This is a genomic window from Clostridium sp. YIM B02569, assembly GCF_022320765.1.
GTDB classification, from domain to species: domain Bacteria; phylum Bacillota; class Clostridia; order Clostridiales; family Clostridiaceae; genus Clostridium; species Clostridium beijerinckii.
The window spans coordinates 13,254-35,780 of sequence record NZ_JAKJJX010000004.1 but is presented as its reverse complement, the minus strand read 5'-3'; the positions used below and the strand labels follow the sequence as shown (position 1 = coordinate 35,780).

The 22,527-nt window shown below is 30.8% G+C and carries 31 protein-coding genes; 1 reads left to right on the top strand and 30 read right to left on the bottom strand.

Annotated elements, in window-relative coordinates; all coding sequences use genetic code 11:
- Nucleotides 1-13 precede the first annotated feature (13 nt).
- The 29 genes from L3B96_RS04500 to L3B96_RS04365 form a co-directional block, all read right to left on the bottom strand.
- Nucleotides 14-451: a DUF2634 domain-containing protein gene (locus tag L3B96_RS04500; RefSeq protein ID WP_238858983.1), complete on the bottom strand. Its 438-nt coding sequence runs from the start codon at nucleotides 449-451 to the stop codon at nucleotides 14-16.
- Nucleotides 451-792 (bottom strand): DUF2577 family protein, encoded by a 342-nt coding sequence (locus tag L3B96_RS04495; protein ID WP_238858982.1) that lies wholly within the window; start codon nucleotides 790-792, stop codon nucleotides 451-453. The genes L3B96_RS04500 and L3B96_RS04495 overlap by 1 nt, the downstream gene beginning before the upstream one ends.
- A 12-nt stretch (nucleotides 793-804) precedes the next feature.
- Complete coding sequence (locus L3B96_RS04490) at nucleotides 805-2,844, bottom strand: NlpC/P60 family protein (protein ID WP_238858981.1); 2,040 nt, start codon at nucleotides 2,842-2,844, stop codon at nucleotides 805-807.
- Nucleotides 2,845-2,854: 10 nt separating this feature from the next.
- A complete protein-coding gene (locus tag L3B96_RS27405; RefSeq protein ID WP_238858980.1) occupies nucleotides 2,855-3,481 on the bottom strand; it encodes a LysM domain-containing protein in 627 nt (208 codons plus the stop codon).
- Between the two features lie 14 nt (nucleotides 3,482-3,495).
- The gene (locus L3B96_RS04480; protein ID WP_238858979.1) at nucleotides 3,496-5,319 is read right to left on the bottom strand and encodes a hypothetical protein; all 1,824 of its coding nucleotides are present in this window, start codon (nucleotides 5,317-5,319) and stop codon (nucleotides 3,496-3,498) included.
- Between the two features lie 11 nt (nucleotides 5,320-5,330).
- Nucleotides 5,331-5,486, bottom strand: coding sequence for a hypothetical protein (locus L3B96_RS04475; RefSeq protein WP_238858978.1), 156 nt, complete (start codon nucleotides 5,484-5,486; stop codon nucleotides 5,331-5,333).
- Nucleotides 5,487-5,509: 23 nt separating this feature from the next.
- Nucleotides 5,510-5,911, bottom strand: coding sequence for a hypothetical protein (locus L3B96_RS04470; RefSeq protein ID WP_238858977.1), 402 nt, complete (start codon nucleotides 5,909-5,911; stop codon nucleotides 5,510-5,512).
- A gap of 16 nt (nucleotides 5,912-5,927) precedes the next feature.
- Nucleotides 5,928-6,353, bottom strand: a complete 426-nt coding sequence (locus L3B96_RS04465) for a phage tail tube protein (RefSeq protein ID WP_077845006.1) — start codon at nucleotides 6,351-6,353, stop codon at nucleotides 5,928-5,930.
- A gap of 16 nt (nucleotides 6,354-6,369) precedes the next feature.
- Nucleotides 6,370-7,455 carry a phage tail sheath C-terminal domain-containing protein gene (locus L3B96_RS04460; RefSeq protein ID WP_238858976.1) on the bottom strand — a complete coding sequence of 362 codons (1,086 nt, stop codon included), beginning with the start codon at nucleotides 7,453-7,455 and terminating at the stop codon, nucleotides 6,370-6,372.
- Complete coding sequence (locus L3B96_RS04455) at nucleotides 7,456-7,890, bottom strand: DUF6838 family protein (protein ID WP_238858975.1); 435 nt, start codon at nucleotides 7,888-7,890, stop codon at nucleotides 7,456-7,458.
- Entirely contained in the window at nucleotides 7,887-8,291 is a 405-nt protein-coding gene (locus tag L3B96_RS04450) for an HK97 gp10 family phage protein (protein ID WP_238858974.1), read from the bottom strand. Before L3B96_RS04450 ends, L3B96_RS04455 begins: the two co-directional genes overlap by 4 nt.
- The gene (locus tag L3B96_RS04445; RefSeq protein ID WP_238858973.1) at nucleotides 8,291-8,629 is read right to left on the bottom strand and encodes a hypothetical protein; all 339 of its coding nucleotides are present in this window, start codon (nucleotides 8,627-8,629) and stop codon (nucleotides 8,291-8,293) included. The genes L3B96_RS04450 and L3B96_RS04445 overlap by 1 nt, the downstream gene beginning before the upstream one ends.
- 12 nt (nucleotides 8,630-8,641) lie before the next feature.
- Complete coding sequence (locus L3B96_RS04440; protein ID WP_238858972.1) at nucleotides 8,642-8,971, bottom strand: head-tail connector protein; 330 nt, start codon at nucleotides 8,969-8,971, stop codon at nucleotides 8,642-8,644.
- The gene (locus tag L3B96_RS27170) at nucleotides 8,971-9,093 is read right to left on the bottom strand and encodes a hypothetical protein (protein ID WP_275297093.1); all 123 of its coding nucleotides are present in this window, start codon (nucleotides 9,091-9,093) and stop codon (nucleotides 8,971-8,973) included. Before L3B96_RS27170 ends, L3B96_RS04440 begins: the two co-directional genes overlap by 1 nt.
- 43 nt (nucleotides 9,094-9,136) lie before the next feature.
- Nucleotides 9,137-10,090: a hypothetical protein gene (locus tag L3B96_RS04435; RefSeq protein WP_238858971.1), complete on the bottom strand. Its 954-nt coding sequence runs from the start codon at nucleotides 10,088-10,090 to the stop codon at nucleotides 9,137-9,139.
- A 36-nt stretch (nucleotides 10,091-10,126) separates the two neighbouring features.
- Entirely contained in the window at nucleotides 10,127-10,717 is a 591-nt protein-coding gene (locus L3B96_RS04430; protein WP_238858970.1) for a DUF4355 domain-containing protein, read from the bottom strand.
- Between the two features lie 147 nt (nucleotides 10,718-10,864).
- Nucleotides 10,865-11,245 carry an ABC transporter ATPase gene (locus tag L3B96_RS04425; protein WP_238858969.1) on the bottom strand — a complete coding sequence of 127 codons (381 nt, stop codon included), beginning with the start codon at nucleotides 11,243-11,245 and terminating at the stop codon, nucleotides 10,865-10,867.
- A 27-nt stretch (nucleotides 11,246-11,272) separates the two neighbouring features.
- Nucleotides 11,273-11,437 (bottom strand): hypothetical protein, encoded by a 165-nt coding sequence (locus tag L3B96_RS04420; protein ID WP_238858968.1) that lies wholly within the window; start codon nucleotides 11,435-11,437, stop codon nucleotides 11,273-11,275.
- Nucleotides 11,438-11,461: 24 nt separating this feature from the next.
- Nucleotides 11,462-11,782: a hypothetical protein gene (locus tag L3B96_RS04415; RefSeq protein WP_238858967.1), complete on the bottom strand. Its 321-nt coding sequence runs from the start codon at nucleotides 11,780-11,782 to the stop codon at nucleotides 11,462-11,464.
- A 38-nt stretch (nucleotides 11,783-11,820) separates the two neighbouring features.
- On the bottom strand, nucleotides 11,821-12,075 hold the full coding sequence (locus tag L3B96_RS04410) for a hypothetical protein (RefSeq protein ID WP_052482812.1): 255 nt from the start codon (nucleotides 12,073-12,075) through the stop codon (nucleotides 11,821-11,823).
- Between the two features lie 5 nt (nucleotides 12,076-12,080).
- Nucleotides 12,081-13,361 carry a minor capsid protein gene (locus L3B96_RS04405; protein ID WP_238858966.1) on the bottom strand — a complete coding sequence of 427 codons (1,281 nt, stop codon included), beginning with the start codon at nucleotides 13,359-13,361 and terminating at the stop codon, nucleotides 12,081-12,083.
- Nucleotides 13,354-14,679, bottom strand: coding sequence for a phage portal protein (locus tag L3B96_RS04400; RefSeq protein WP_238858965.1), 1,326 nt, complete (start codon nucleotides 14,677-14,679; stop codon nucleotides 13,354-13,356). The genes L3B96_RS04405 and L3B96_RS04400 overlap by 8 nt, the downstream gene beginning before the upstream one ends.
- A 14-nt stretch (nucleotides 14,680-14,693) precedes the next feature.
- On the bottom strand, nucleotides 14,694-16,487 hold the full coding sequence (locus L3B96_RS04395; protein WP_238858964.1) for a terminase: 1,794 nt from the start codon (nucleotides 16,485-16,487) through the stop codon (nucleotides 14,694-14,696).
- Between the two features lie 59 nt (nucleotides 16,488-16,546).
- Entirely contained in the window at nucleotides 16,547-17,215 is a 669-nt protein-coding gene (locus L3B96_RS04390; RefSeq protein ID WP_238858963.1) for a hypothetical protein, read from the bottom strand.
- 482 nt (nucleotides 17,216-17,697) lie between these two features.
- Nucleotides 17,698-18,246 carry a terminase small subunit gene (locus L3B96_RS04385; protein ID WP_238858962.1) on the bottom strand — a complete coding sequence of 183 codons (549 nt, stop codon included), beginning with the start codon at nucleotides 18,244-18,246 and terminating at the stop codon, nucleotides 17,698-17,700.
- Nucleotides 18,247-18,263: 17 nt separating this feature from the next.
- Nucleotides 18,264-18,974: a hypothetical protein gene (locus tag L3B96_RS04380; protein WP_238858961.1), complete on the bottom strand. Its 711-nt coding sequence runs from the start codon at nucleotides 18,972-18,974 to the stop codon at nucleotides 18,264-18,266.
- A gap of 270 nt (nucleotides 18,975-19,244) precedes the next feature.
- A complete protein-coding gene (locus L3B96_RS04375) occupies nucleotides 19,245-19,691 on the bottom strand; it encodes a hypothetical protein (RefSeq protein ID WP_238858960.1) in 447 nt (148 codons plus the stop codon).
- Between the two features lie 8 nt (nucleotides 19,692-19,699).
- Complete coding sequence (locus tag L3B96_RS04370) at nucleotides 19,700-20,050, bottom strand: hypothetical protein (RefSeq protein WP_238858959.1); 351 nt, start codon at nucleotides 20,048-20,050, stop codon at nucleotides 19,700-19,702.
- A gap of 346 nt (nucleotides 20,051-20,396) precedes the next feature.
- The gene (locus L3B96_RS04365; protein ID WP_238858958.1) at nucleotides 20,397-21,779 is read right to left on the bottom strand and encodes a DEAD/DEAH box helicase; all 1,383 of its coding nucleotides are present in this window, start codon (nucleotides 21,777-21,779) and stop codon (nucleotides 20,397-20,399) included.
- A gap of 107 nt (nucleotides 21,780-21,886) precedes the next feature.
- On the opposite strand from L3B96_RS04365, the gene L3B96_RS04360 reads away from it, so the two are divergent.
- Entirely contained in the window at nucleotides 21,887-22,246 is a 360-nt protein-coding gene (locus L3B96_RS04360; RefSeq protein ID WP_238858957.1) for a hypothetical protein, read from the top strand.
- On the opposite strand, the gene L3B96_RS04355 is transcribed toward L3B96_RS04360, so the two are convergent.
- The gene (locus tag L3B96_RS04355) at nucleotides 22,243-22,527 is read right to left on the bottom strand and encodes a VRR-NUC domain-containing protein (RefSeq protein WP_238858956.1); all 285 of its coding nucleotides are present in this window, start codon (nucleotides 22,525-22,527) and stop codon (nucleotides 22,243-22,245) included. The two genes, L3B96_RS04360 and L3B96_RS04355, sit on opposite strands and share 4 nt — an antisense overlap.

Here is a 22,527-nt window from a genome sequence, read left to right as displayed (position 1 = left end):
GAAGGGCATTTTATCACCAACTTTCTTCCTTATTATAGGAACCATAGATAGAGTTTATTGTAAATTCTGTTGTAAATATATCTCCATTTTGTTCAACACTTATATTATTTATGGATGTTACATACATGCCATCAACTAATGCCTCATTTAATATTGATTGAATATTTTTATTTACGTAAGTAATATCTTTTCCCATTAAACTTTTAAGGTTATTGCCTTCATTAGGATAAATCAAATACCTTCCCTTTTGAATTTTTAATGCTAACCAGCACCTAACTTTTACAGCTTCAATTCCGTCAACTATATAGAACTTTCCTTTTTCATCAGTTAAAATTTCACCACTATCAAAATCAATCGCATATTCTTTTAACAAAGGTAGAGATTCTGATTTAGTTATTACATTTTTGCTTTTATTGCTTGCTTGATTATAATCACTTGGGAAAATACTCATTACATTCCTCCTATCTTACATAAAACTAAATATTTCTTTTTATTTAGTTTTACTAGTGCAACTAAATCATCTTGATTTAATTCCGTTTTTAAAAAAATAGAGCCATTAGAAATAGTAGTTGTACTACCTCCAATAGTTCCTGTTAAAACATGAAATTCTCTTGTATGATCTAATAAATTAGGATTTATGTATAAATTATCTTTGAACAAAGATAATTCTCCATTTATAATCTCTAACGGATTTACTGAAACAATTCTTCCTATCTCTATCTCTTTTACATCAATAGCATTTTGGGATGCTTTTTCAACATGTTTTATCCATTTTTCTTCCCATTTAACCACTTAACCATCTCCTTAATGTGTACTATCATATACTCCGTCAAAAAACATTCTAACTCTCGCAGCACATCTTTTTGTTAGCCCATCGGATACCGAACCATTTGCGTGATTCCAACTTAAAATATGGTTTGCAATAGTATTTTTATCTTCGCCATTAATGATGGAATTCCATGTATTGCCTCCTATCAAATCCCCTGTTCCATTGTTATATCCTATATCTAACAAACAATCAAATTGATTTTGTGGCAATGATACATTATCTTTATCCAGTGCATTTTTAATTGTTTTAGCACATTTATTCACTTCTTCAGTCAACCATTTAGTCGCTTCTTCTTCCGTACAAGTTCCTTGTGCAACGGCACCTGGATTAGCTTTCTGAGTAGTCCCATATCCTATAGTTAAGTTTCCATACCCATCATCTTCAGCTGGAGATACAAACTGTTCCCATCCCTTAATAAATTCAATAAGATTACTTGATGCAAGATCACTAGCCGCACCATCTGAACTTGATTCAGTCTTCCACGCACTATCTGGAACAACTCTTATTACTTTAGCAATTTTATTTCTATTCAAATCAGATATTTTTACAACATCCCCTGTTTGTGGAGAGTGTATAACCTTGCCATTACCTATATAGGCTTGAACGTGGCCTTTATGCGGAAATACGATATCACATGCTCTAAGATTATCAGGAAAATCACTAGTCACATCCTTTCCTTCGGTCATCATGATTTCTGTTTGTGGATATAAATTACCATCACCTGACTTTATTTCAAGCTCACTTGCAAATTGATTATAAACATAAGCTATATATCCAGAACAGTCCATACCACCATCAGCTGGAGATTTTCCCGCCCATTTATAAGCTAAACCTAAATGTCTCTTTAACTCAACAATAATTCTATTTACTAAATCACTTGATGTGCCAATATTATTGGAATTACTATCTTGTTTCTCTTCAATATCTGTCCACTCAGTTAAATTTTGATTTTTACTTGGTGATAGAGTTAATTTACTTATAAATTTAAATTCTTTATCAAATTTGCTATTCTTAGCCCAGCTCCATTCACTTGAAACTATATACATGAACTTATCATAATAATTAGTCCCTGGAATCTTTACCATTACTCCATAAGCTACTTGATATCCTATATCACCTATGCAAGTGACTTCAAGATCTTCTGATGGTTTACCTTGTACATTTAACTTTTGGTTCCCTTCCGCTTGTGCTTTTATTGCTTTTGTATCATCATCATCTACCTCAATATTTTCCTGAATGGTGCCAAATCTCTTGATATCGTCATCAGGTAAAGATATTGCTCCACCTTTCCCAATCTCACTGTATACTTCACCATTGGTCTTATGAAATTCAATAGTTGTAATCATGTTTTGCATTGATTCGCTTATTTCATAATCAATCAAATTACCATCTGCTGAATTCTTAGATGTTGGAGATTGTATTGTTAATCCACTATAATACTTATCTGCCTCAGTAATAGTAAGTGTTGATCCATCACCCTCTGTATGCATGTAATAATAAACACCAGATTTAGCCTTAGTAACTTCGCTATATATTGCATACAAAACCTTTGAAGCTGGTTTATTTTTAACCAAATGACTATCTATAATAATATTTCCATTATCACCAAGCTCACTATCGATTTGATAACTTGCTCCAAGAGACTTATAAATATCTATTAATGCATCCCTAACTGATATTTTACTAAAATTTCTAGTTATATTAGATTTACAAACCCACCATGTATAGTCATAGCAGTTTACTGATAATGTTTGAGCTTTACCTTTTAGATTTGTATCAATAACTTTTCCATTAAAGATTTGAGTTTCTTTATAAAATAAAGTTACTAAATCTCCCATCTCAATATTTAAAGCCAATAATGAGGCTGATAATGTTGCATATGGTACTTCAAAACTCAACTCTGCAGCAATTTGGCTAAAACTATTAGATAATTTTATTGACGTACAATAATCTTGTATATAATGATAATTCGCTGTATCATTCCACTTCCGTACTTGTAATTTTAGATCATTCATAATACAAACCTCACAATTTCAAACTTTGTCCAGCAGTTATATCTAATGGATTCTTAAGATTATTATTATTCATTAAATAACTCCACTTTGTACTATCCCCATATATCTTTGCAGCAATAGTTATTAAGGTATCTCCTTCAGCTACATAATAAGTATCACTTCCATAGCTAGCTGCAATTGCAGCACTATTAACAGAACCTTGGTATTCTACGTTTAATTCTTTATGTTCTCTAAAATACAATGTATAATAAACATTCTTACTTCCATTCCTTTCTTCATGATCAAAGCCTACTATTTTGCAGTAATATGCATTTAAAGTTTTGCTAGCAGTATAATATTGAAATTCAAGTACCTGCTCCTGTTTCATCCACCTAGACAAAACTTCAACATAATATTCTGGAGCATACTTTATATAAGAAACATCAAAACTATAATTATTATTTTCATATGGGAAAAAGCTCTCACATGTCCAAGTATCTAACTTAACATTTGATCCTGAATCTATTTCCCCAAATCCAAATAACTCTTGAACGTTAGTGGACATACTTTCTTTAAATTTAGGAAAAGGCGTGATAGGTAATACAATTTCTAGATTTTCAGCAAAACTTTTAATCCATACCCTTCTTAAATCACTCACATTCTCACACCTTTCTAATCATCTAAGTTATTTCTTATTTGTGAATGTTTATCTATTCTCTTTACTGCTTCCTCCATGAATTCATCAATATCGGCAGTTTTTTCAACTTTATTAATATTAAAATTAACCTCAGTTTTATTATTAGATTGATTACTAGCATTTGTTTTTGTTATAGCTCCACTTTTCATCAAATCACCTGCAGTAGCAAACTTGACATTCGAATTATCAGTTATTAATGTTTTACCATCCTTACCTCCATACCACTTCAAGGTGCTTGGATCAACATTTTCATCTTGCTTATTAAATATATCGTCTGGGCTTTTAATTCCTAGTATTAACTCCCAACCTTTTTTGGCCTCATTAAAGAATTCCGCTAAAGCATTTGAATTCTCATCCCAGCCTTTTTGCAATTCTTCTCCGAAAACAGGAATTTTACCTATTAACCAGCTAAGACCTCTGTTTAACATTCCATCTGGAGAAAGTAATGATTTTAGCACTAAAAATCCACCAGCCGTTGCTAAAACACATGGATTTATTCTAACTAGTAATGTTCCCAAAGATTCAAGTGCTCCATCTTTTCCAAATTCTTTAATTAAACTGCCAACATTACTTACTGTACCTGCTACTTTCCCTAATCCCCACATACCTATACTAAGTTTTATCAAACTCGATGCAATTTCCGGATGCTCCATTAAGTAACCAAATCCAGTTGAAATTGCTCCACCTATATCTCCAAGAGCATTTGAAATTTTATTAAAGTTTTCACTTCCAGCAAATGAATCCATTTTGCTAATAAAATTTTGCATTCCATTTATAAATTTCTCAAATAATGATCCACTCTTAACACTTCCATCCTCAGCAATACCAACTAATTCGGCTAAAGACTTCTTTAGATTTCCAGTCATAGTAGATAACTTTCCACTGGCAGTTTGACTTAACTTATCTGTCATTCCAGTATAATTTTTATCTTTCATATACTGTCCAAATACTTTTGCTAATGCATCCTTGTCTGTAATTTGTCCTTGCTTATTATCAAAAGCCTTCATACCATTATCTTTTGCAAACTTATCTAACGTTTCACGTTTAATTCCAAATTGGGTCATACGTTCCCATTGGCCATTTATCATATCTGCATAAGCCTCTGTGGCTGTATCCATGTTTTGCCCCATAGATTTAAATGTTGCTCCTAAATCTGACATCATAGTCATCATTTTTTTACTATCATCTAATCCATAAGCTTTCATTTTAACTAGAGATCCAACTGTTTCAGATTCTTCCCAAGGTGTTTCATTCGCAAAATCTGTTGCCATTTTAAACTTTTCTCCACCTTTAGCGGCACTCCCATACAATGTATCAAGAGTCATCCTGCTATCCTGAAATTCCATAGCAGTTTTAAAACCTTCACCTAATCCTTCTTTAGCAGCTTTTAAAGAAATAAGGCCTCCTGTTATTTTAGCCACCATTCCTAACGTGGAATTACTAAAAGCTTGCATTTTATTTCCTATCCCTGTGAATGCATCAACACCAACTTGTTTTATACGTCCAAAAGCATCAACCCACAAATTACCGCTCTTCGGAGCTTCTCTGGAAATTTCACTTGTAGCCTTTCTGAGTGCCTGCCCCATGGTATAACCTTCTTTAGTATAAGTCTGTGAAAGTTGAGCAATTTGGCTTTTCATATTTTGAGTAGCTAACCTATTTACTCTTTCACTTTGACCTATTGAACTAGTAAACATTTTAAATCCATTCGATGCTTTAGAAACAGAATTATCAAACTGATTAAATGTATTTGAAAAAGCATCTTTAATTAACAGGCTCCCTCCAAAGAAATCCTCCATAATTACTCACCTCACTTTTTCTTTATAAATGGATTCAATGATATTTTCTCATCTAAATCTTCTTCATGATTTAATTCCATACTTGCTATATAAAACAGTGTTTCATAATAAGAAAGACCAAGTAATTCTTTGATTTCATGTCCTCTATCTATGTAATAAGAAATCATTCTGAATTCTCGGTCTTTTTTTATTACTTTTTTATCTTTTCAATTACTTCACTTGCATCTCTACCAACACCACTTAATGCTGATATTTCATCTGAAACTGCTTTAACTTCACTTGGATCTAAAAAGTGGTTAACAATCCCATGAGGATTGGTTTTACATCCATATCCCTCATGCAATTTTTTATCTTTTAAATTTGGCTCAACTATACCTTTATAGCATGCAATTATACTCGATTTATACATATCGCCTTTTGCTTCCCTAATGGCGCTTTGTATTGTATCCATATCTAATGATTTAATTATTATTTTGCCATCTCCGATTCCGTTTTCCTTTAAAGACTTAATTGTTAATTCCTTCGTCTTTTCACTTATCTTCTCATCTAAAATACCTTTATTCTTAAGTAGGTCCTCTATTTTAATTGCCATATCAATATCATCCTTTCTATTCGTATGTTACTTTACATGGATCATAAGAAAAGTCATAGGTGCTCTCTAACATTTTAGTTATATCAGCATCTATGACTTTGAACTTGGTTAGTGTGCAATCCTCTATCATAACTCTTTCAACACCATCTTGGCTTGGATCATTTAATTCTGAAATTAAATCAAAATTAAACGGTAACCCCGCCTTAATTTTATCATTGATTCTACTTGGCAAATCGCTAAAGACTTTATGGAATGTTATTGTACCTGTTCCTTCTGCGCCAGTTACAACTGTCCCATTTCCCAACTGACCAGCTATAGGAATCTTTTCGGTTGTTAGTGATGATTCTGCTGAAGCTGCTTTTACTTCTGCATACATATCACCATCTAGCCATAATGAGAAAAACTTGCCATTAATGACGTCCTTAGCTTCAAACTTTTCCATCTAATCACTTCCTCTACTAATAATTTAAGATAAGATCTAAATCTTCCATAGCATCAACAACATAAACTCTTCCTTTAACAAATACTTTTTCATCTGTATCACATGCTAGTATTTCTTCATCTTTCATGTTTGAGCAATCATAACCCTTTTGATCTTCTAAATAATCCTTCTGTGCTTCCACATCTAGCCAAGTTTCAGACGTTTCACCATCATTTAGGGCCCCTTGCTTAACCATGGTCCTCATATATGAATTAAAAGCTGATACGAGTAGTCTTTTTTTGCTTAAAGAATTATTAACTTTACCTTGGTAACTCTTCTTGAAAGTTACTTTAAGATCATCTCTAATCATATCGAAAATATCAACTACTCTAATTTTTTTTAGTGAGTCCTTTTCATCAGCTCCAATAGTTACTTTAGAATTAACACCCTTAGACAAAACTACTGATTCTAAATCATTATCATAGAATAAGAATAGCTTTCCTTCATCAACTAAAGTATCTAAATCATCACCAACAACATCAACTGATTTAACTCCATCTACTACCATATTAGTAAGTGAACTATCTAAACCACAATTAGCAGCTAAACAAGCAATGTCAACTGTAAATTCTAATCCTGTATAAGTTGTTGTTCCATCTGACATATTTATTTTATTATTTATAAAATTAATAAGCCCCTCATAATCACCAGCGTAATCATGAAGGACCGCTTTTACTAATATATTATTATTCTTTCTTTGATCCTTAATAAACTGAGCAATTTTCAATTTATCATTATTATCCGATACTGTAGGACACGCCATGTAATTAAATTTAACATCATTTAATATTGTAAGTGCCTTTTCTATAGTCTCTGGAGTTTGAGCCGCTGAATTAAAGCATGCTACTTTTAGATTCTTAACACCTCTATCACTAAAACACCTAGTAATTATAGCTTTATTATCTGCTGAGTATTCTTCCTTTACATTTCGTAATCTTGTGTAAGTATGCAATCCAGTTACCTTAGGATCATCTAATATTAAACACACAATCCCTCTTTTACTTCTACTGGATCCACTTTCAGCAAGTGCTTTAAGCAAAATCAGAATTTTTTGCATCGCCATCTATTTATCACCCTCCCTGTATATTAATTCTTCCATTAATTTAGTGTACTTTTCTTGATCCGGAATAGTAGTTTTGTCATCTAAGTAATTTAACGTCAATATTAATGTGACAAACTCATCAGCTTTATTAAATTTCTTCTTACCAAATACCAGTTTTCTACTTCCTATGTCCAAGTATATATCAAATAATTCGTTTAATTGGTCCTGCATATCAAGCAATTGCTCCTCGGTAACTACTTTGTCAGTAAAAGTTATAGAGATATTAACAAGTTTCTCATTATATCTTAAATAAGGATCAGTTGTTAAAGGTGTTACCGATACAAAAAATGTAGGGATCTTTACTTCCTGTTCATTCTTTTTAATTGAAATTTTATACCCAAAAGTTTTTTTAAGTAAAACAGTTGTATTATATAAAAGCTCAACATATTTAATCATTTAAACACCTCATTTCTAATTCTATCTTTAATACTTTTCTGAAGCTCTCTTTGATAAATTTCTATACTATCACCAATCATATGTCTCCCAGGTACAAAGCTTTTTACTAATTTTTTGCCAATAGCAGGAACATACCTTCCTACTTCTTGAAAATGCCCTTCTTCAACTGCTTGAGCATACGGAAGAGCACTCCCTATTCTAATTTTATAAGTCTTAAATTTAACTATTTCTACCTTGCCATGACTCATTGATCTTCTTAAATTACCACTTTTTACAGGTGTTCTACTTTGAATCTCACCGATACACATGGTTGACTTTTCTTCCATTTCTTCAATAATTATTCCGCTGACTCTACTAAACTTTGTCATCATTTTTTTCTTAAAGTCATTAAAACTCAACATTACTGCTCACCATTTTCTACAATTATCACATCTTTTTTCTCTAGCAGCATAACATCCAAGTAATCATCATCCCAAGGGATCCCAGTAATTTCATAAAATTTATCCTGATACTTTATAATGCAATCTTCCGTAATCTCTGGCATAATGTCACAAAACATTCTTCTTGTACACTCAATATCATATCCATAATCTTTCTTAGCTTTTTCAGTACTATAAGGCTGTATATCTACCATAATTGGATCCTGCGTTATTAATAATTTATAACCTGTCCTGCTTATTCCATGTTCATCATCATGATCTCCATAAATATAAATTTGAATTTCTTTATCATAGAGCATAACGCCACCTGCTTAATAATACAATTTTACATATGGAATAGGTAACAAGGCTTTAATATCGTCATTTATGCAAAAAGCTTTATCTTCACCATACGTTACACTTCTAGCCCCTTGCGTAATTGATTTTACATTTCCACCGTTTCCATTCTTTTTACACTCATATGCATTTGTTACTATTAAAGTTATTGCAGTACTATAGTTATCCTTTATATATTGATCATCTAACAAATCATTGTTTAAATAATTTTTAATAAGAGTTATAGCCATGCTAATGTATATATTCAACTTAGAATCTTCTTTATCTGTAGTTAATCCAATTAATGTTTTGATATCTTCTAACATTACTTTTTGCCCTTATCATCTATTTTTTCCTCTAATATTTTAAATCCATTAGCAATTAGCTTATCTTTTTCATTTTCGGCTTCAACAACTTTAACCACATTTAATTTTTTTAATTTATACAAAACAATCATCCTTCCTTAAAGAAAAAGCCAGGAATAAAATTTCCTAGCTTAATGCTTCCTTAATATTTATTCTGCAAAGTTTTAGAGCTTCATCCATTATCCATAAATCATGATACTTTCTATAATCCAATTTCCATGCATCCGCATCTTGATTTGTATCAGGATCAAAAATTCTAACCTTATCGGTCTTATTTACTGCAATTGGTGCTGTTAACGGGGTTATCATCCAGTTAATATTTTTAGCAGTAGCAGAAACTTTAAATCCACCTGCAGTTTGACCAGATGTCTTACCATCATAAAACTCATATGCTGTTTTTAATCTCGCACTTGGAACTTTTATTATTGGAATATTATCAATAGATTGAACTTTAGTTTGAATATCTCCCTTTTGGAAATCGCAAGAACAAATGTATTTGTTAAACTTATCGCTTTGATCTAAAATTGATGAAATTAAAGCAGACATAGATATAACTAAAGGAACATCTCCACCAACAATATCTTGAATAGCAGCAATATCAGCTTTTAGCAACTCAAGTACATTTGATGTAGTTATTGTATTTCCGCCAGTTGCTAATACACTTGTAGAACCTTCAGCAACTGTCGCTTCAATAGCCAAACTTGCAATCTTAGAGTATCTGAAAGAATCAATTTCCGGAACAACCTTAGTTGCTTGAAATTGTCCCATTACATTAGTAGCATTAGCAACAAAGTTAGATTCATTGACATCCATACTATCTAACATAAATGTTCTGCCTCTATCCATTGTCATAGTCTTAGTTTCATATTCTAAAACTATTGCACCATCTGCAAAACCTTTTGATCTGTCGTAATCTCCTAATCCATCCATAGATATCTTAGGAATTTTTACTTCTTTACCACCATTGTAAATTACCTGACCTGCATTAGCATCCATCCATCCTGATGTTAATTTAGCTACTGCTTGTTTATCTAATGCTTCTTGAAATAAAGTTGCATATGCAATTGTGTTAACTGCCATAAAATATCACTCTCCAATTTTTATAATTTATTATTTTTACATCATCATTTTTACTAAATCATCTGCGGTTAATTCACCAGCACCATTTTCACCTGGTGGAGTATAATTGCCATCAGCTATTGCCTTTTTTACACCACTGCTAACCATTTCATCAATTATACTTTTAAAGTTTCCAATGCTAGCTTCAACATTTTCCACGTTGCTAGTATTAAAGAACTCGATAGTCTTTGTAGGGTCAAAACCAGACTGTGTTAACAAATCTTTAATTTTAGATTGATTTGCTAAATTCTGTGCTTCAACTTCTTTCTCATTAAATTTTCTTTCCAGCTCTTCAATCTTAATTTGTTCTGGAGTCTTTTTCTTGCCAGTAGCCTTAAGAACTTCATCGTTAATAAGTGTTGGTAAATTGTTAGTCTTCCAAGTTTCTAGTGCTTTATTAGCATGTGTATCTTTTTCTGAATCAATAAAAGATTTAAAAGCTTTATCGCTTTCTAACTTGGCCTTAAAGGCATCTAAAGTCGGCTCAACTTTAAAAGTTGATTCGATATCAGTCCCCTTTAATAGATCATTAATATCATCTTCATCTTTTGATGCTTCAACTTTCTTTAATAACTCTGCTTTTTTCATGTTATATTCCTCCTATCCCCTAGACCATGTGAGACACGCCCTAGAACATAAATATTTTCTAATTTTGTATATATTTATTATTTGAAATTTTCAGCCTTTTCTCGCCATGCTAAGGGCAAAATAAAAAGCCTTATTTCTAAGACTTAATTACTTTTCATTTTTACCAAGAACATTTCTTTCTATCCTGTCTTCAACTCTTCTATTCATCCACATTAAAGCCTCTTCAATATGAGTTAATGCACATGCATTTTCTCTACTTTCAAATGGTCCAGCTTGAAATGACTTTAATCTGTCTCTTACTATTTCTAATAGGTCAGTGTCAATTACACCATGAGTCGAATCTTCTTCTTTTCTTGGTCCTTTTTGAAATTGTATCTTTGAAATAATATGAGTCTCTTTAGATTTTCCAACGGGAAACAATTCATATTGAATTCTATATTCATGATGCGCACCTCCTGGGCCTTCTCCATCTGCTGCAAAAACTTGATTTAACTTTTCCCTCTTTTGGATTGTACTTAATTCTTTCATATTCTTAGTTCCTCCTAAAATTTAATCTTATTTATTTAATATTTCATACGCTTCTTGTAATAATGCTTGCTGTTTTTCGGAACGTGTTTTATTATCTCCAGATAAAAGATTTTTGTCTTCATATTCCAATAGAGCAATGCCATAAAGGCTTCTAATTATTGATTTTACTTTTTCTAAATCATCATTTTTCACTTTAAATTCCTCCTAAAATAAAACTTATTCATTCATGTATTTTATAAATTTTTCATTATCGGCTAATATACACATATAAATATTCCAAATAACAATAATTAAATTTACTACTGGTATGAAACTTGCAACAATTAACCTTACGTAAATAAACCATTTTTCTTTACTTTCTTTAGAATTTATCTGTTTCTTATTAGCTAATACTCTAAGCATGAATACCATCAAAGAAAAACAATATAACCCTATTGATAAAAAATAGTAATTAATCATTTCAACATCTCCTAAAATAAAAATAAGCCTTAACGCTGGCTTTGCGAGATATTTGATCACCACCTTAATTTTAGGCATAAAAATAGCACCTACCTATTCAACTTAAGTAAGTGCTTCTAAATTAATTTGTATTTTGGTATGACAGAATCAACATCATCAACATTTATTACTTGTTTCAATGTATCATCTATTTTTACCCTGCTAATATGTTCAATAGATTTGCATTCATTGCACCAAACATCCAAATAACCCATATTATTAACTTCATCTACTAATACATATGCATAATCTGTATTTCTACTATTACATTTTGGGCATTTCCCTGATTTTCCTGTATCATGTATTGATTTTATACATTCCATCCATTTCACATACATCACCCCTTCTTCTTATATTCATTATACCATTCTTCTTCAATTTTATAAGCCTCTTCTTCAAATTTATTTCTATTTTCCATTACATATTGACCACCATATTTTTTGTACTGTTCAACATGTACTTTTTCATGCACTATAGTTCTTAACAATTCATCTCTATTTTTAAAAGCACCAGGGAATAAATCTATTCTACCAACATCTTTAGGATCTGCTGAAGCAAAAAAAGGTAAGTCAATTAAACTCTTATCTCTTTGTATTTTTATCTTTATTCCTTCTAAATCAATTTTAGCTTCTTTGCAGACTGATCTAATATGTTTTAATTGCATTGGCTCTTCAAGTTTTGCAAATTCGCCAATATTGCTAGTCCTTCTTTTCATCTTTAAATGTTCAGCACCTGGACCATTAGCCCATTCTTGATAACTTTGCCAATTAATATTTTGCTTAGTTTCATTATCAAGTCGCATTTTAGGATGCCAATCTTTATCCAGTAATGATATATAAACACATCTACAAAATGGATGCTGCGGTATTTGTACAGGCTTTTTATCAATATCGAATACTTTAGTATCATACTGAGCACACTTTGAGCAGACTTTACCATCAAGAGTAGCCATATACATAACTTTCTTTATTCCATGCTCATGTTGCCATACATCATTAGCACCCTCTTGAACTCTACATATATTATCTTGAACTAATCTCTTTGTTTCATATGCATTCTCATTATATTTTTTCTTTATTTTATTTTCTATTTCATTTACATTAGTTTCACCATTAAGAAATTTTTTAATTTCATTTCTTAATAACTTACTCATATCATTTTTATTATTATATAACCTATTTGACCAAAGTTTATCCTCAACTTTAGTATTAATAATATTTTCTAACACTTTATCGTCAATTTGGGTGAGTTTAAAATCAGTACCGAGGCTATAAAGATAATTATTTGTACTATATTTACTTTTACCAACGTCGTATAATATATTCTTAGTTAAATTAGTTTCAAAATCTAATTCTGATTTGAATTTATCAATAATTAAGTTGCTTAACTCTGAATACAAATTCTTCTTTTCTTCTGGGCCTAATTTCATTATATTATCCAAAATATTATACGATAATAGTATCTTCGCTATTTTATTTAAAAGATCATCTCTATTTCCCTTCTGTACCTTATATGCTTCATTGATTTTGTTATCATTTTGATCGTATAGCTCTTTAGCAAACTCCAATGTTTTATCATTAAAAAATTCTTGCTCTGGAGTGAGCTCTTTCTTATCCATTATTGTTAATTACCTTATCCAAATCTACTTCATGATTCAGTTCCTTTTGCTTTTCTGCATCAATAAGCTTTTGCTCTCTTTCAGAATTGAATATAAAACTAAACAATGTTCTCATTGTAGCTTTTGATAAAACACCATCTGGAATTTGGGATATAATTTGAGCTATTGTTAAATCATCCTGAGGAATATTTAATGTAAATTTGGTTTCTATATCTCTATAATCATAATTTAAATTTTCAAGTTTATTAAACAATTTAAACATAAAATATAGTCTGCCCTTAATTATATTCTTCATTGACCCTTCAGAGTTCTTTATTCTTTGTTCAAGTCCTATAAGTCTATTTCTAAGAGCAGAACCACTGAGATTTGATTGCATTTTTTCATTTGTATCAATATGATTAGATAATTCATACATTGTTTTCTTCAATGTATTTAGAGTATTTTGAACAGCTGTATCATTAATTTCTTTAGTTACAAATGACACTTTTCCATTTGCATCAACAGAAATTGCCCCTTTTTCTTTTAGGTAATCAAGTTGTGTTTTTCCATCTTCGTCTTTACTTTTCACATCTATTTGACAACCAGAAAAGAGTAAATAAGCTAACCTATAGTCGGATATTTCATTTACAATATCACTTAAATTCGTACAAAAAGCATCCTGTAAATCCTTTAACTCATTAAATAAAGTATCCTGTTCTTTATATTTACTCACTACACCAACTCTTACAGGAACCTCTCCAAATCTATTAGGAGTAGGTTCATCAATCTTATTAAAACTTTCATCAACATGATAAATATAATCTGGTGTGTAAATATCTATATATTGCGTTGTATCAAATTTCTTTTTATAAAATCTTAAGAACATTGATATATTCCCGAAATCATCTTCAAGAATATAGCCATCACGAGGACTTATTACTTTTGCATTGAAAAAGAGTTCATTATTTTTTTCAGTTGTATAATATAATTCGTAGACACTGCCAAATGATAACATATCCCTAAGAACGTTCTCTTCATGATTCTCATCCCAATGAGCCGTCTTATGTTCAATGTAATCAATTATATCTTTATTATCACTTTTGCTACCATAAGTGATTTTGTTACTAACTAAATAAGCGACTTCTTCCATAATAAACTTTTTGATGAAGTTAACTTTAATTTTTAAATTACTTCTTTTTGGATTTCGCTTATACTTTTTATATGCATCTGTTTCTCCCACTATGCAATAATCATACATCTTATCGTATAGTATTTTTCTACTTCGAAAATCACTCAGGACATGACTTAATAATTCTGAGTTGTCCTGTATATATCCCACATTAACACCTCCTCCTAAAATAATGAATTTCTATCGAATATTTCAACTTTACTAACTACTTTTATTTCTTTTAAAGCATTTTCACCCTCTGAAATCATATCTATAAAATCATCATGAGGAGTATATTTTTGACCTTGGAACTCTAATACTTGTTTAACTGCTGCTGAACTATCCTCACAATCAGAATTTATAACTATCTGTCCATTATTTACCGGATCCATAACAGTACTTATTTTTTCATCCTTGTTTGTTTTCTGCATTTTATTAATAAATTCAAGGCGCCTACTCTTTAATTTAGGTTCTTTATCAATTAATTCTTGTATTTTAAGAACATCAGCACCCATGAATGTATTTTTCTCAATAACAATATGAGTAATATCTTCATGTCTTCTAATAAAATCAACGGCCTTTTCGCAATAGTCATTATATCCAAGTCTTTTCATTAGCAAATCACGAACATAAGTAAAGTCATTAGTTGCTTTACTCATCACTCCCATAGCAGTATAGTCATTTTTCTTACTTGTGCTTGCTGCCGGATCTATAACTAAAGCTGTTTTGATAAATTTGTGGTTTTCTATCTCCTCACTAGTTCTAGTAGCAATAGATTTAAACCACTTTTCGCCTATAGCTGTAGCATCGTTCATAAGCTCAGACATAAATGCAGCTCTATCTTCCCAGTATTTAATCGCTAAATCATTAAAGCAATCCCATTTTTCGGGCCACCAGGTTTCAAATTGCATTTCTTCCTTGTGATCCTCATAGAATTGCTTAGCTTTTTCTTTTCTTTCTTCTTTATTTAGTTTTTCATCGAAGTATATATCATGACATTGTAGCCACAAATCATTTTCGAAAATATCTTCAACAGTCTGGTCAGTTTCAAGAATTATTGCACGCCTTAAAATAGTATAATAATCACCATTTCTGCTTAGCTTAGACATTAGGCAATCAATATGTAATACTGTTCCAATAGCAATTATCTTAGTCGCGGCTTTTATTTTTTTACCATTTCTATAAACTGCTTTGTCTCCAACTTCTTCAACTTCTTTTGTCCATTTACTATATTGTTTTTCTCTTGCTGCATCTGTTAAAATATTCTTTTCATCTTGAAAGTCATCGCCTATAAATACAGTAGGTCTAATTCCTCCCCAGTTCGAACCTCTAACAGATGTTCCAGAACCAACGGTCCTAATATAAGTTCCATTAGTAAACTCAACTTCATTGGCATTAACTGTATATCTTTCCCCATTTGCTTTTACAGCCTTAATGTCAATCAGTTTACCAAAATTTTCAATAATCTTCTGATTCTCATTAAATACTTTCTTAATCGAATCCAAGAATTGAGTTGCATCTGTATCAGTTTTGGCTCCAAGTAGAGTAAAGAGAGATTTTTTGTAGCAATGTAAATATACACTAACAGCCATATCAAAAATTGTAGTTTTTGCGTATCCTCTTGGTTCTATGATTGCTGCTTTATCTCTTTTATCTTCTACAAATATTTCATTTGCAATATCCCACAACTCATAATGACCTTTAGAAAGTTGTCTAGCTACATTTGGTATATGATCCACTGGATAACTTCCATCATCATTCATTCCTTTAGGTACAAAAGTATCACTCATGAAATACAAACAGAAAAATTCGATGTCTTTGTCACTTAGTGCCTTTGCGAGTCTATCTAAATCCCTGCTATTAGTCTTTAAAAGCTTATCCGCAGTACCTGAATCATAATGTTTGGTGAGGTATTTATTTAACAGATATACCTCGTATTTAAGTTCTGTATCAAATTTTAAGTTGTCAAAGTATATCATGCTATTCCTCCTTTTTGTGAATAATAAAAGAACCCTATTTTTAGGGTTCTTGAAATTTTTTAAAGTTCAGTTATATCAACTTTTTCATTTTCATATATCTCAAAGCTACTATATCCTTGTAATTTTATAACTTTTAAATAGTGCTCATACTTTCTTTTCCTATACACATCTACATACTCTATTATAATTGGAATATATGTATCTTTGTTTAATTCCTTTGCTATATTTTGTATTTCACCAATTCTTATTATAAAATTAGTGTTTTCATTTGCCCCCAAATCAAACATATTTATTACTTTTCCTCTGTTTGTTACATAATTATTATTAAATTTTATCTTTATATCTCTGGCTGTTCCTACACCTATATTTTTAATTTTCAACTTTACATCTTCTTTTATATTACCAAACTCCGTTATATTATCAGCATCTAACACAAAGTCGTATTGTTGACTATTTAAATCCTTGCATATTTTTAATATAGGCATTACAGCATTTAATTTAGTATCTTCATAGTCTTTTTTGCTATTAATTATTGTTATATATAAAATAACCAATGAAGTCATAGACCCTAAAATTGCACCTCCAAAAGATGCAGTATACCCTAAGAAATCATTAATTTTCAATTGTTCACCATAAGCTCCAAATCGAAAACATAATGCTATAACTATAGCAATTAAGCTTAGCGCTCCAACAAACTGTAAAAGCATATTAGTAAATTTTTTATCCATTTTATTAACCACCTTCCATATAATGAATTATACGAAAATTGGCATATTCCTGCTAAAAATTACAATTCGCAACCATATTTTTCTTTTAATTCAGCCTTAGTTTCCTTAATTTCTTTTAATAGACCTTCCATTTTGTCATTATTTCTTTCGAGTTTAAAAATTATAGAGAAATTTTATGGAGCTTGTCGACCCACTTTTCTCATTTTCAAAAATAGAAGGTACCCCACCCATAGATTTATGCTATAATATCAATACACTTACGCCATGAATATCGGGAAATAATTATTAATATTTATTCGATAATAAATGCATATTTCATAGTTTATACACTTATTATTCACTTGTTTTATGCATTTCCTTATACATAATTACTGTACCCTATCTAAAACAAGTATTTAAGCCATTCCTTAATATTTCACTTTCTTTAATTATTTCGCTAAACTGCAACTTTGCGAAATAATTTCAAGTCTTTATATATTTTCTTATTTTTTAATTTGGGAAATATCTTCTATATCATTATCCTCTTTTATTTCATTAAGCATATCATCTATGTTAACATCAACCTTAGTATTATCTTTGCTAATCTCAATTTTATCTTTGAACATTCCTAGATGTCTTCCAATAAGTTCTAAAGCTTTTAATCTATCATGAAGCTTAACTTCTATTCCATTAGCTCCTTGCTTTATACTTGCTATAGCTCCAATCTTATCTTCTGGAATATCCTTGGTTGACACGATATTAACCCTCTTATATTGGCCCATATCTTCAATTTCAAAGAAATCCGTTGGCTTTGCAAGTGCTATCTTTCTTAGTTCCTCTAATACCACATCTTGAGTTATCTCGGTACGTCTTTCCCTATCCTTCATTCGTTTATCTATATGCTCTTTTATCTCAGGCTTTTCCAATAATAAAAAAGCCTTTTTATTTGCATATGAATTACTGTATCCTGCCCTTATAGCTGCTTGTGTGACATTAAGGTCTATTAAATATTCATCACAAAACAGTTTTTGCTTCTCTGTTAACTTGGCCATTAATGCCACCTCTCTTTCTATATAGTCATTGATAATCTTTTTAAAACTTTTTTATATTTTACATCATACAATTTGCATATAAAATCAACATGTTTCACTATTTCGTTATTCTTTTTTCTTATCATTTCCACTCTCAATTCACCTATAGATTTATTATTCAGAGCGGCAGTCATTGAATAATCACTAAAATCTCTCGTTTTAATACTATTTAGTTCTTGTTCTAACTCCAAATAAGCTTTGTATGAATTAATTATTGCATCAAAGCCCAGCCCAATGTTTTCATACATCTCATCCTTTAACATTGGTCTTAATTGAGCTAAATCTTTTATATAATTTGGATCTATAAATATCTTCCTTGGCCCACACGCATCAACCTCAAGTGAAACTTCCTGGAAATCTCCATATCCTAAATTACTTCTTTGAGCTTCTTTATATTTTTCAAATGCTCTTTCTAATTGTACATATAAATTGAGCATTGCTTTCTTGTTTTCATCTTTATCTTTTTGGTACTTCTGCTTTTCTTGTAATATTATAGTTGCTGATATAGTAGCTACAACACCTAAAAAGCTTCCAACAAATTGCAAGTATCCGTATGCATTTTCTCTCGTATGGAAAGTTTTTAATGCAAATGTTTTAACACAATCAATCTGCAAAAAGATAATAGGAAGTACAATTGACAAAAGACTCAACCCTATTGTCAAATATAAAAATCTATTTAGTTTATTCATTACTTACACACCTTCTCTCATATAATTAACATTATACAAAAGTTGGCATATTCCTTCTAAATGCTCCAATAAAATAAACCAGTAGATACTATATATTCTCAAGCCATGGAGGGATTCCACTTCCTTTCGAAATATATTTTTTGTTTCTACTGATTTATTTATAATCATGTAATTAGGAGGGCTTAAATTCCTCTTTCGTTTTATTATCGTTATAACTCAATTATATCATATACCTTGTCAAATTCTAGGACATAAAACGGACATTTAAGTCTATGCTCCTATAACCTTGATACCAAATACCTCAATAGCAAATGCTCTTAGAGCTTCTTGCTTTAACCGCCTTATGTGTCTATCCGAATAGTTAAAGTCTTTCATCAATTGCTCTTCTGTATATTGATCAATGAAATATCCTTTTAATACTTTGTGATAAGTTTTATTATTATTCTCAAAATTATTAAGCACTTTATCTATTCTGTTTACTGTCTTAAGTGTTGATTTATATTCACTCTCAGCTCTACCTAATCTAAACATTTTATTAACTAATTCATCATCAGCATTAATGCAACTACTTCCTTTTGGCATATCTGAATATGGGATTGCTTTTATAGATTTTATATCAACCTTAAGCTCTAATATCTCATCCTTTAGATTATCTAATGCTGATTTTAATTTGTCATAGTTCTTTAAATATTCGACTGCCTCTCTTTTATAATCCATATATACACCTACTCCTTTACATCAATTTCGATTCCTGTTTCTATGGTCCACTGTCTTTCACTTATTAGTTTGTCTTTATGTTCAATGTTAATATCTTTAATCAATAAAGGTTCATCAATATTCAAAGCTTTTCTATGGCAACGCCATAAAATCAAAATGCACATCTGAATTAAATCAAAGGTTTCTCTTATGATCTCTTTTAGGTTAACTTGTGTTTTATTAGTTTCATAATTTTCTAAAGCTTCAATAACCTCGCTATACTCCTCAGTCAATTTAGCTGCTATTTGATTAAGTGACAATGCTGTATTATCTATTTTCAATCTATCGTTTTTCCTCAAAACATGCATCAATAATTTCATTCCTACATTTCCCCACCTTCACATTCATTTTTTTCATTCCAAGCCTATCTGCTTTTTAAGATGTGTACAATGTTAACACATTTTCTCTATATATACGTATACGCGTATTAGGCGTACGCGCGCGTATACATATATGCCTATTTATATAAATAATAATATATAATATATTTATGTTCACATTGTACACAGTAGCTTTCAAACCATTATGGTTATGACGTTTATTGCGTGAACAAAGTATGTGAACAAAGCAAAGAATTCAGTTCACGTTGTACACATTGGTATAAACTGTAAAAATTAATCTTGTACACACCTTTTCAGCCTAATTGCATTAATTTCAAAAGCTTAATTATTTTTGTTCACATTGTACACTTGTTATTTTTAATCGTGCTTTTACTGCTTCTAAAAGTACATTTTGATTAATTTCTTTACTACTTAATGCTTTTATTACATCTTCATCTACTGTATTTTTAGCTATAATATGATGAATAATAACTGTCTCCTTTTGACCTTGTCTGTGCAATCTGGCGTTGGCTTGTTGATAAAGCTCTAAGCTCCAAGGAAGTCCAAACCACACAACAATATTTCCACCATACTGAAGATTAAGACCATGACCAGCTGATGCAGGATGTAATAAAAGAATTGATATTTCTCCATTATTCCATTTCTTAATATCCTCTTGACCTTCTAATGCTTGACCTTTGAGTTTACTATCCTTCAATGTTTTCATAATCCTAGATAAGTCATGTTTAAATGAGTAGAATACTAAAACTGGTTTACCATTTGCTGCTTCAATAATATCTAGTAATGCATTTAGCTTTTGTTCATGAATCTCTACTACTTCATGATCTTCTGAATAAATTGCGCCATTAGCTATTTGAAGCAATTTACCTGTTAATACTGCAGCATTAGTTGCTGTTATATCTTCACCATCCAGTTGAATTATTAAGTCTTTTTCAAGCTCTTTATATTTCGCCTTAGCACTCTTAGGTAAATCTACATAAATCTTATTATCAATTCTTTCAGGTAAATCTAAATAATCCTTAGCCATCATTGAAATACATATATCAGATATTTTATTATGGATTGCATCTTCCGCACCTTCTTTAAGATTCCAGTTATAAACTATGTGCTGATTTCTATCACCTGGAACAAAGTATTGCTCTCTATAACCCGTAATTGTTCTGCCTAACCTTTGTCCACCATCAAGTAAATATAGTTGCGGCCATAAATCTATTAATGAATTTGGTGCAGGTGTTCCAGTAAGTCCTATAATCCTTTTAAAATATGGCCTCACTTTCTTTAAGGCTCTAAATCTCTTAGCCTTACTTGATTTAAAAGAACTTAATTCATCTATTATGCATGTGTCCCACTTCCAAGTTTTAAAATAATTATCAACTAACCAAACTACATTGTCTCTACTGGTAAAATAAATATCCGCATCTTTTCTAACTGCCTCATCCCTTTGTTTTGGAGTTCCCAAGATAATTGATATTCTTAAATTTTTTAAGTGGTCCCACTTTTCCACTTCTGTTGACCATGTATCTTCTGCAACTCTTTTTGGAGCTATAACAAGAACTTTATTTGTATCACCTAAGAATAATAAATTATCTATTGCAGTTAATGAGCTGACAGTCTTCCCCATACCCATGTCTAGAAATAAGCCTGCAGCATTATGATCTATTACATGGTTGATTGCATATTTTTGATAATCCCAAGGTTTAAATTTCATTTTATATTCACCTTTTTTCTACATTCAATTGTATATATTTTCATTCTATTCTATAATTAACATATCAGTTATTAACTGAACCAAAAAACTTAAGGGGGGAAATATACGTGGATGATATTTCATTAAAAAAAGCTACTATTAGCAGTTATTGTTCAATGCCTTCTACTGAAATTTTCGCTGACAATTCAATAATTGTAGTTACTGCCTATGGAATTATTACTGGTAAACCGTTATCTGATAACGAATCTGACATTAAAGCTAAAGCTATGAAAGGCCTCAACGACGGCATCTTGAATGCTTACAGAAAAAAAATAGATATTGCTGACGATAAACCAATACCTGGTAATGATGGATTTTTCACACTGAAAGATGCTTCAATAATATCTGGTTCTATAACAAGCAATATTGATCTTATTAATATATTTTATGATCAGGTAATTGCTGTCACACTAGGAAACATAGGCTAGTAATTTATACAAATTTTTTTTATAAGCAAATCGACTTTTTCAACTGCATCCAAGCATTCAACTTGAAAGCCTAAATTTTTAAGTTGTCTGGCTCTATACTCTTGAATTTTTCTAGCTCTTTTACCTGGTGCTTTAAGTTCTACAAATATTACTTTTCCACCAGGTAAGAGCACCATTCTATCTGGTACTCCTATTACTCCAGTTGGATTCCACTTATAAGCCTTACCGCCTACTTTTTCTACTTGCTTTTTTAGATAATTTTCAATTCTGCTTTCTTCCAT